This is a genomic window from Enterobacter sp. 61D5, assembly GCF_034107965.1.
Taxonomy (GTDB): Bacteria; Pseudomonadota; Gammaproteobacteria; order Enterobacterales; family Enterobacteriaceae; genus Enterobacter; species Enterobacter cloacae_M.
Genome location: NZ_JAWNFK010000007.1, coordinates 139,144 through 148,885 on the forward strand (window position 1 = coordinate 139,144; position 9,742 = coordinate 148,885).

Genomic DNA, 9,742 nt, shown 5'->3' on the forward strand with positions numbered 1-9,742 from the left:
GACGCCGGCCCGCATGCGGTTTTCCGACTAGTGCCCTGAGAGATGGGGATAGCTTTTTCCCCCTTCAAGGGGGAGTCGAAAAAAAAATTTGCGAAAGTGTTACCATCGCCTCTCTTTTGGTACTGGCAGGGCGATTTGAATGAGTGGACTCAAGCAGGAGCTGGGGCTGGCGCAGGGCGTCGGACTGCTCTCAACCTCCTTGTTAGGTACGGGCGTGTTTGCCGTACCCGCACTGGCGGCGCTGGTGGCTGGAAATAACAGCCTGTGGGCGTGGCCGGCGCTGATTGTATTGGTTTTCCCGATAGCCATTGTATTTGCCATCCTGGGCCGGCATTTCCCCAGCGCGGGCGGCGTGGCGCACTTTGTCGGACTGGCCTTTGGCCCGCGGCTGCAGCGTGTCACCGGCTGGCTGTTTCTCTCCGTCATTCCGGTTGGCCTTCCTGCCGCGTTGCATATTGCGACCGGCTTTGGTCAGGCGCTGTTTGGCTGGCATCACGAGCAGTTATTGTTGGCCGAACTGGGTACGCTGGCAATCGTCTGGTGGGTGGGCTCTCTCGGCGCCAGCTCCAGCGCCAACCTGCAGACGCTGGTTGCGGTGCTGATTGTCGCGCTCGTTGTCGCTATCTGGTGGGCGGGCGATATCACAATCAAGGAAATTCCCTTCCCTTCGGTGACAGACGTCGACCATTCACAGCTTTTCGCCGCGCTCTCCGTCATGTTCTGGTGTTTTGTTGGCCTGGAAGCCTTTGCCCATCTGGCCTCTGAATTTAAGCAGCCTGAACGCGATTTCCCCCGCGCGCTGATGATAGGCCTGCTGCTGGCAGGTACGGTCTATTGGGCATGTACCGTGCTGGTCTTACACTTCCACGCGTTCGGAGCGGATCTCGCCGCCGCGGCCTCGCTGCCGGGTATCGTGGTGGAACTGTTCGGCGTGAAGGCGCTATGGATCGCCTGTGTCATCGGCTATCTCGCCTGTTTTGCCAGCCTCAATATTTATATCCAGAGCTTTGCCCGGCTGGTGTGGTCGCAGGCGCTCGACAAACCTGAGAATCGCCTCGCGCGCCTGTCTAAACGCCAGCTTCCGCTGAATGCCCTGAATGCCGTACTGGGCTGCTGCGTGGTGAGCACGCTGTGTATTTACGCACTGAAGATTAATCTGGACGCGCTGATCGTCTACGCCAACGGCATTTTCATCATGATCTACCTGCTGTGCATGCTGGCGGGATGTCGTTTGCTGAAAGGTCGCTATAAAGCTCTGGCGGTCGTCGGGGGTTTGCTTTGCCTGCTGTTGCTGGCGATGGTGGGATGGAAGAGTCTGTACGCGATTATCATGCTGGCAGGGCTGTGGATGTTTTTGCCGAAGCGCGGTGCGCTCCCGGAGGCCCGGTAGGCGAAGCGCCACCGGGCAATAAAATCACCGATCGTCTTTATGATCTAAACGGTCGTGCTGTTCATCCTTACGCTGATACTCCCCTTCAAAGGTATCGCCCGGCCCGGTGCTGAACCCGCCGCCCGGCATACGGCTAAAGCGCAAATGCGGCAGCAGCTTCATGGTCAGGTGTTTTTGCACCGGCGGCAGAAGCAGCAGCAGGCCGAGGAAGTCAGTGAAGAACCCCGGCAGGATCAGCAGCAGCCCCGCAATAATCAACGACACACTTTTGATCATCTCTTCCGCCGGGCTTTCCCCTGCGGCCATCTTCTGCTGCATTATCAGGAAATTTTTGAAACCCTGATTACGCACCAGCGACATGCCGATGACGGAGGTGAAAATCACCAGAATCAGCGTCAGCAGGACGCCCAGCACATGGGCAACCTGGATGAAAATGGAAATCTCAATGTAAACATAGAGAAAGAAAGCAATAAACGGTATCCAGCGCACTGGCATCTCCTGTGTGGCAGAGGCCATCGGGCCCCTGTCTGAATGTGTTCGCGACGCGCGTTTGTATGAGATGGTGACGGTTAGCGAAAATTCAATCAGTTTGCACGGATATTTTTTTTGGAAATTTTAAAGCGGTGACCCATTTCACAGATTAATAATTATCATGGAATCGGCTCGATAATAAGTGATCCAGCTTACGGCAATTCGCTATCATCAGCATATGATCTCGAGCATCTGGCTGATTGAGGGAATAATCGTCGGTCAGAAAATATTCAAAACCACATAAATACTGTGTGTTTAGTACAATCCATCGGCAGCTTGAAAAGAAGGTTCACATGTTAAACAACATTCGTATCGAAGAAGACTTGTTGGGTACCAGGGAAGTTCCAGCGGATGCCTACTACGGTGTCCACACTCTGAGAGCGATTGAAAACTTCTACATCAGCAACAGCAAAATCAGCGACATCCCTGAGTTTGTCCGTGGCATGGTGATGGTGAAGAAAGCCGCAGCACTGGCCAACAAAGAGCTGCAAACCATTCCTAAAAGCGCGGCAAATGCGATTATCGCAGCCTGCGATGAAGTGCTGAACAACGGCAAATGCATGGACCAGTTCCCGGTTGACGTCTATCAGGGCGGCGCGGGCACCTCCGTCAACATGAATACCAACGAAGTACTGGCAAACATTGGCCTGGAGCTGATGGGTCACCAGAAAGGTGAATACCAGTACCTGAACCCGAACGACCACGTAAACAAATGCCAGTCTACCAACGACGCCTACCCTACCGGCTTCCGTATCGCGGTGTATGCCTCTGTGGTGAAACTGGTGGATGCGATCAACCAGCTGGGTGATGGCTTCCAGCGTAAAGCGGTTGAGTTCCAGGACATCCTGAAAATGGGTCGTACCCAGCTGCAGGACGCGGTGCCGATGACGCTCGGCCAGGAATTCCACGCGTTTAACGTACTGCTGAACGAAGAGACCAAAAACCTGCTGCGCACCTCCGAGCTGCTGCTGGAAGTGAACCTGGGCGCCACCGCCATCGGTACGCGTCTGAACACCCCGGATGGCTATCAGCAGCTGGCGGTACAGAAGCTGGCGGAAGTCTCTAACCTGCCGGTTGTGCCTGCAGAAGACCTGATTGAAGCCACCTCCGACTGCGGCGCCTACGTCATGGTACACAGCGCCCTGAAACGTCTGGCGGTGAAACTGTCCAAAATCTGTAACGACCTGCGCCTGCTCTCTTCCGGTCCGCGCGCTGGCCTGAATGAAATCAACCTGCCAGAGCTGCAGGCCGGTTCATCCATCATGCCAGCCAAGGTGAACCCGGTGGTGCCAGAAGTGGTGAACCAGGTTTGCTTCAAAGTCATCGGTAACGATACGACCGTGACCATGGCCTCTGAAGCGGGTCAGCTGCAGCTGAACGTGATGGAGCCAGTGATTGGCCAGGCGATGTTTGAATCCATCCACATTCTGACCAACGCCTGCTACAACCTGCTGGAAAAATGCATTAACGGCATCACGGCGAATAAAGAAGTCTGTGAGGGTTATGTCTACAACTCCATCGGGATCGTCACCTACCTCAACCCGTTCATCGGTCACCACAACGGTGATATCGTCGGCAAGATTTGCGCCGAAACCGGTAAGAGCGTACGTGAAGTGGTGCTGGAGCGCGGGCTGTTGACCGAAGCTGAGCTGGACGATATCTTCTCGGCCCAGAACCTGATGCACCCGGCATATAAAGCGAAACGATATACCGATGAAAGCGAACAGTAACCGTTCTGGCTAGGCTTCTTAAGGCACGTCACTTGTGACGTGCCTTTTTTCTTTTTAGGCGTTACCTAAATACAACAATTCAATATCAACTTGTTAATAAGCAAGGCAGGTCCTTATGTTTGGAGCAGAACTCGTCATCGTCTTGTTGGCGATTTATTTGGGAGCAAGACTCGGGGGTATCGGCATCGGTTTTGCCGGCGGTCTCGGGGTGCTCGTTCTTACCCTTATCTTTCAGATTAAACCCGGCGCAATCCCGTTCGACGTTATCGAAATCATCATGGCAGTTATTGCCGCTATCGCCGCCATGCAGGTGGCAGGCGGTATGGACTACCTGGTAAGCCTGGCGGAGCGTATGCTGCGCCGCCATCCAAAATACATTACCTTCCTTGCCCCGCTGGTGACCTGGTTTATGACCATCCTCGCCGGTACGGGCCACACCGCCTTCTCTACGCTGCCGGTGATTACCGAAGTGGCGAAAGAGCAGGGTATCCGTCCGTCTCGTCCGCTCTCTATTGCCGTCGTCGCGTCCCAGATTGCGATTACCGCCTCGCCGATTTCCGCTGCGGTGGTCTTCTTCGCCGGTATCCTTGAGCCGATGGGCGTGAGCTATCTGACGCTGCTGGCGATCTGTATCCCGGTGACGCTGATCGCGGTGATGATCACTGCCGTGCTGTGTAACTTCCTCGGCGCTGAACTGAAAGACGATCCGGTTTACCAGGAACGCCTTGCCAAGGGTGAAGTGAGACTGCGCGGCAGCCAGGTCTTCGAGCTGAAGCCGCACGCAAAACGCTCCGTGCTGCTGTTCCTGATCGGTATTGTCGCGGTGATGTTCTACGCGACCGCCATCAGCGACACCGTGGGCCTGATCCAGAACCCTGTCCTGCCGCGTAACGAAGCGATTGTAGTGTTTATGCTGACCATCGCGACGCTGATTAGCATCACCTGTAAAATCGACACCAGCGAAGTGCTGAACGCCAGCACCTTCAAATCCGGTATGAGCGCCTGCGTGTGCGTCCTCGGCGTAGCCTGGCTTGGTGATACCTTCGTGAAAGCGCACATCAGCGACATTCAGACCGTAGCAGGCGACCTGCTGCACAACTACCCGTGGCTGCTGGCGGTGGTGCTGTTCTTTGCCGCTACCCTGCTTTACTCCCAGGCGGCGACCACCAAAGCGCTGATGCCTGCGGCACTGATGCTGGGCGTTACGCCACTGACGGCGATTGCCTCTTTCGCGGCGGTTTCTGCCCTGTTCGTTCTGCCAACCTACCCAACCCTGCTGGCGGCGGTGGAGATGGATGACACCGGCTCAACACGTATCGGTAAGTATGTTTTTAACCACGCGTTCCTGATCCCGGGCGTGGTCGCCATTTCACTTTGCGTAATCCTCGGCTTTATCATTGGCGGTGTGGTGCTGTAAACCGCGAGTGGTTGTAAAAATAGTTAAAATCGGGCCGCTCTGCGGCCCGTTTCATTAATGACCAACCGCCTTGCGTGATATAGTGAAGCCTTTCGTGATGAGGAGGTCGACTTGTGAACACGCCTGATGCTGTTGTCGTACTGTGTACCGCCCCTGATGAAGCCTCTGCCCAGGATCTCGCCGCCAAAGTGCTGGCCGAAAAACTGGCAGCCTGCGTGACGCTCCTCCCCGGTGCTACCTCCCTTTATTACTGGGAAGGCAAGCTGGAGCAGGAGTACGAAGTCCAGATGTTGCTCAAAACTAATCTGGCGAATCAGCAGGCTCTCCTGGACTGCCTCAAATCTCATCATCCTTACCAAACTCCGGAACTGCTGGTGCTGCCAGTGGTCCACGGCGATAACGACTATCTCTCATGGCTCAACGCTTCCTTACGCTGATCCTGCTGCTGTGCAGCACGTCAGCTTTTGCCGGGTTGTTTGACGCGCCCGGCCGTTCGAACTTTATTCCTGCCGACCAGGCGTTCGTTTTCGACTTTCAGCAAAACCAACACGATCTCAGTCTTACCTGGCAGGTGAAAGAGGGCTATTACCTCTATCGCAAGCAGGTGAGCATTACTCCTGCCCAGGCAAACGTGGGCGCATTACAGTTGCCCGCTGGCGAGTGGCACGAGGACGAGTTCTACGGCAAGAGTGAAATCTACCGCCAGCGCTTGAGCGTGCCCGTGACGGTGAATCAGGCCGATAACGGTGCAACGCTGACGGTGACCTACCAGGGGTGCGCGGACGCCGGATTCTGCTATCCGCCGGAAACGAAAGTCGTGCCGCTTAGCGAAGTGAAAGCGTCTGCTGCTGTAACGCCGGTCCCCTCGTTTGAGAAAACCAACGACAGCGCTGACCTTCCGTTCTCAGCGCTGTGGGCGTTACTGATTGGTATAGGCATTGCCTTTACGCCGTGCGTGTTGCCGATGTATCCGCTCATCTCAGGCACCGTGCTGGGCGGCAAACAGCGTCTTTCTACTGCCCGCGCGCTGCTGCTGGCCTTTATATACGTGCAGGGAATGGCGCTAACCTACACGGCGCTCGGCCTCGTGGTTGCCGCTGCCGGGTTACAGTTCCAGGCCGCACTCCAGCATCCTTATGTTCTCATTGGCCTGTCAGCGGTGTTTATCCTGTTGGCGCTGTCAATGTTTGGCCTGTTCACGCTACAGCTGCCCTCCTCGCTACAAACGCGCTTAACGCTGATGAGCAACCGTCAGCAGGGCGGCTCCGCAGGCGGCGTGTTCGCGATGGGTGCCATTGCCGGGCTGATATGCTCTCCCTGCACCACCGCGCCGCTGAGCGCCATCCTGCTCTATATCGCCCAGAGCGGTAACATGTGGCTCGGCGGAGGAACGTTGTACCTGTATGCCCTGGGCATGGGCCTGCCGCTGATTCTGGTCACGGTTTTCGGTAATCGACTTCTGCCGAAGAGCGGCCCGTGGATGGAGACGGTGAAAACCGCATTTGGCTTTGTCATCCTCGCGCTGCCGGTGTTCCTCCTTGAGCGTATCATCGGCGACGCCTGGGGTTTGCGCCTGTGGGCGATGCTCGGCGTAGCGTTCTTTTCCTGGGCGTTTATTGTCAGCCTGGGGGCGAAGAAGCCATGGATGCGCCTGGTGCAAATCCTGCTGCTGGCTGCCGCGCTGGTGAGCGTACGCCCTCTGCAGGACTGGGCGTTCGGCACATCGGTGAGTCAGACCCAGGCGCATCTGAACTTTACTCAGATAAAAAACGTGGATGAACTTAACAACGCTCTGGCAGAGGCGAAAGGCAAACCGGTGATGCTCGATCTCTATGCCGACTGGTGTGTCGCCTGCAAAGAGTTTGAAAAATATACTTTTAGCGATCCACAGGTGCAAAGCGCTCTGAAAGAGACCGTTTTGCTCCAGGCTAACGTGACCGCCAATAATGCGCAGGATAAGGCTCTGCTGAAGCAGCTTAACGTACTCGGGCTGCCAACCATTCTGTTCTTCAATCAACAGGGCCAGGAGCAGCAAGGGCAGCGTGTAACCGGGTTTATGGATGCTGCGGCATTTAGCGCGCATTTGCGCAATCGCCAACCGTAAACAACACTTTAAACGGGACAAACCGTTGGGAATAGCGGAGGAGATAACCGTGCAACGTGAAGACGTACTGGGACAAGCCCTGCAACTACTTGAGATTCAAGGGATCGCCAGCACCACGCTTGAGATGGTAGCCGACCGTATCGATTATCCTCTGGATGAACTTAAGCGCTTCTGGCCGGATAAAGAGGCGCTACTCTATGATGCCCTGCGCTATCTCAGCCAGCAGGTTGATATCTGGCGCAGGCAACTGATGCTGAATGAAGAACTGACCGCGGAGCAAAAGCTGCTGGCGCGCTATACCGCGCTGACCGAATGCGTCAGCAACAACCGCTACCCGGGTTGCCTGTTCATCGCCGCCTGCACTTATTTTCCCGACCCAGGCCATCCTATCCACCAGTTGGCGGAGCAGCAAAAACGGGCGGCGCATGACTTCACCCACGAGCTGCTGACCACGCTGGAAGTCGATGACCCTGCGATGGTGGCTAAACAGATGGAGCTGGTGCTGGAAGGTTGCCTCAGCCGCATGCTGGTGAACCGTAGCCAGGCAGATGTGGACACGGCGCACCGCCTGGCGGAAGATATTCTACGCTTTGCCCAATGCAGAATGGGTGGAGCGCTGACCTAAGCCAGCATTCCCGCCCAGGCGGAGATGAGCAGACACAGCGCCATCAGGCGCTGAAACCGCACCATCGCCACGGTGGTGCGAAATATTCGATTGACCGCTTTACCCAAGCACGCCCAGCACATCAAACAGGCTATCGAGATCAGCAGAAACCATAGCGCCATTAGCGCAATATCCCGCAATGCATGGTCGCCAGCAGGGGCAAACAGACTGACGACGGCCAGCGCCATCATCCAGGTTTTGGGATTCACAACCTGCAGCAGTGCCGCCGCCCGAGCGGTGAATCGGATACGGTGCTCAGCGGAGAGACGGGCAGCCGGGGCGCGAAACAGCTGCCAGCTCATCCAGCTTAGCCACAGCACGCCTGCCCAGCTCATTATCTGACGTATCAGAGGGTACTGACGCAGCACTTCCCCCGCGCCCGCGCCGGATACCAGCACGATCGCACTGGCTGCGATACACCCGCCCATAATAGCAGGTACGGTATTTTTTACGCCAAAGTGCTGGCTGTTCGTCAGCACGAGAATATTGGTCGGCCCCGGCGTAATGGAGGCGACAAATGCGAACAACAGAAAGGGTATCAAACTCACAGGTGGCTCCTTTTTATTAGAGCCATGAATGTGCCGTTATTTTTTGGAAACGTCTGGAAGGTTTGTGCACAACCGTCGGTAGTGTGCAGGAGAGATGCGGTAAGCACGCTGAAACCAACGCCCCAGATGGCTTTGATCGGCAAATCCCACTGCGGCAGCCACATCAACGGGCTGGTCGCCACGCGCCAGCAACTGTCGGGCCTTTGCCAGACGAAGCTGAATAAGCCATGCGTGTGGCGCCAGGTTGAACTCGCGCTTAAAACAGCGCGTCAGGGTAAAACGATCCGTGCCCGTCTCGCGCGCAATGTCTGACAGCCCCACGTTCTCGCCGATATGGGCATAGAGATAGTCCCGCGCACGATGCGCCACGGCAGCGCTTTGTAACTGCGACGGCAGTTTCTTACGCCAGTGACAATGGGCGGTGATCCGGGAGAGCAGATTGTCCATTGTGCTCTGCTGAACGATTTTTATCTCGTCATTATGCAGGGTAGAGAATGTCTCACCGATAGCGCGCACCAGCTGTGGCTCCCGCGTCAGCGTTTGGGCAAAGTGGAGTGAATAACTCCCTGGAGTAGCTTCGTAAAGCCCCTGTAGCGCGCGGGTAAGCCAGCGCTCATCAAGATAGAAGGTCAAATAGGTAAAGCCGCCCTCTACAGGCGCATCACCGTCGTGGATCTCGCCAGGCTCAAGGAGAAATGCGTCGCCCGGCTGGCTACGATGACGCTCACGGCGGCAGTGAAACTGCTGCGTGCCAGAGAGGGTTATCCCTACCAGATAGCTATCGTGCCAGTGCGGATCAAAGGCATGCCCTTCGAAATGCGCTTTAATCGTCTCAATACCCGTATCTGCATGCTGACGCAGTTCAAGCCAGTCATTTGCCATACTGCCCTCCTCTTGCTATCAGCATTGCCGTATTACACTGGTTATGTCTGGAAGATTTGTGCATTTTCACGGCGAAAGCGGACAGATTGCCGCAAACTTAAGCAGTTGAACAGCTTTTCCCGAAATAATGTTGACGATCGAGCGTGATTGCGGTTTAATGCGCTCCGTTGCCCGGATAGCTCAGTCGGTAGAGCAGGGGATTGAAAATCCCCGTGTCCTTGGTTCGATTCCGAGTCCGGGCACCACTATTTAAAGAACCCAGCCTATGGCTGGGTTTTTGCTTTTCTGCGTTTATACATCCCTTCTTTGTATTCTTGCTTCTCTTTGCCGTGGGATCGTGCGGTCTGCGTTGCCGGAAGGCGGCTTTGCCTTATTCGGTCTACTGAGCCCGCAGGCCCGGCAAGCACAGCGCCAACGGACTTTTCTGCGCACAAAGCAAAAAACCCCGCACCTTTCGGTACGGGGTTCTTCTAATT

At 55.9% G+C, this 9,742-nt stretch carries 10 protein-coding genes and 1 tRNA gene; 8 read left to right on the forward strand and 3 right to left on the reverse strand.

Annotated features, from left to right (window positions below; genetic code table 11):
• Window positions 1-139: 139 nt before the first annotated feature.
• Entirely contained in the window at window positions 140-1,390 is a 1,251-nt protein-coding gene (gene yjeH, locus UTM25_RS08920) for an L-methionine/branched-chain amino acid transporter (protein ID WP_194401592.1), read from the forward strand.
• 24 nt (window positions 1,391-1,414) lie between these two features.
• Here yjeH and UTM25_RS08925 read toward each other — a convergent pair whose 3' ends face one another.
• On the reverse strand, window positions 1,415-1,879 hold the full coding sequence (locus UTM25_RS08925) for an FxsA family protein (protein WP_023616652.1): 465 nt from the start codon (window positions 1,877-1,879) through the stop codon (window positions 1,415-1,417).
• A gap of 335 nt (window positions 1,880-2,214) precedes the next feature.
• On the opposite strand from UTM25_RS08925, the gene aspA reads away from it, so the two are divergent.
• From aspA to UTM25_RS08950, 5 genes are all read left to right on the forward strand, one after another.
• Window positions 2,215-3,651 (forward strand): aspartate ammonia-lyase, encoded by a 1,437-nt coding sequence (gene aspA / locus UTM25_RS08930; protein WP_003855923.1) that lies wholly within the window; start codon window positions 2,215-2,217, stop codon window positions 3,649-3,651.
• Window positions 3,652-3,766: 115 nt separating this feature from the next.
• On the forward strand, window positions 3,767-5,068 hold the full coding sequence (locus UTM25_RS08935; RefSeq protein ID WP_023334226.1) for an anaerobic C4-dicarboxylate transporter: 1,302 nt from the start codon (window positions 3,767-3,769) through the stop codon (window positions 5,066-5,068).
• A 113-nt stretch (window positions 5,069-5,181) separates the two neighbouring features.
• Window positions 5,182-5,505: a divalent cation tolerance protein CutA gene (cutA, locus tag UTM25_RS08940; RefSeq protein ID WP_014168278.1), complete on the forward strand. Its 324-nt coding sequence runs from the start codon at window positions 5,182-5,184 to the stop codon at window positions 5,503-5,505.
• Window positions 5,481-7,172: a protein-disulfide reductase DsbD gene (locus UTM25_RS08945; RefSeq protein WP_194401593.1), complete on the forward strand. Its 1,692-nt coding sequence runs from the start codon at window positions 5,481-5,483 to the stop codon at window positions 7,170-7,172. Before cutA ends, UTM25_RS08945 begins: the two co-directional genes overlap by 25 nt.
• 49 nt (window positions 7,173-7,221) lie before the next feature.
• Window positions 7,222-7,797 carry a transcriptional regulator gene (locus tag UTM25_RS08950; RefSeq protein WP_023310110.1) on the forward strand — a complete coding sequence of 192 codons (576 nt, stop codon included), beginning with the start codon at window positions 7,222-7,224 and terminating at the stop codon, window positions 7,795-7,797.
• Here UTM25_RS08950 and UTM25_RS08955 read toward each other — a convergent pair.
• Together UTM25_RS08955 and UTM25_RS08960 are read right to left on the reverse strand one after the other, a co-directional pair.
• Complete coding sequence (locus UTM25_RS08955; protein WP_194401594.1) at window positions 7,794-8,384, reverse strand: LysE family transporter; 591 nt, start codon at window positions 8,382-8,384, stop codon at window positions 7,794-7,796. The two genes, UTM25_RS08950 and UTM25_RS08955, sit on opposite strands and share 4 nt — an antisense overlap.
• A gap of 36 nt (window positions 8,385-8,420) precedes the next feature.
• Window positions 8,421-9,266 carry an AraC family transcriptional regulator gene (locus UTM25_RS08960; RefSeq protein WP_194401595.1) on the reverse strand — a complete coding sequence of 282 codons (846 nt, stop codon included), beginning with the start codon at window positions 9,264-9,266 and terminating at the stop codon, window positions 8,421-8,423.
• Between the two features lie 169 nt (window positions 9,267-9,435).
• Between UTM25_RS08960 and UTM25_RS08965 the strand changes: the two genes are divergently transcribed.
• Window positions 9,436-9,511: transfer RNA gene (locus tag UTM25_RS08965), tRNA-Phe, on the forward strand.
• 20 nt (window positions 9,512-9,531) lie between these two features.
• Window positions 9,532-9,742, forward strand: a 211-nt coding sequence (locus UTM25_RS08970; protein WP_320714648.1) for a hypothetical protein, incomplete at its 3' end; no start/stop codon positions are given.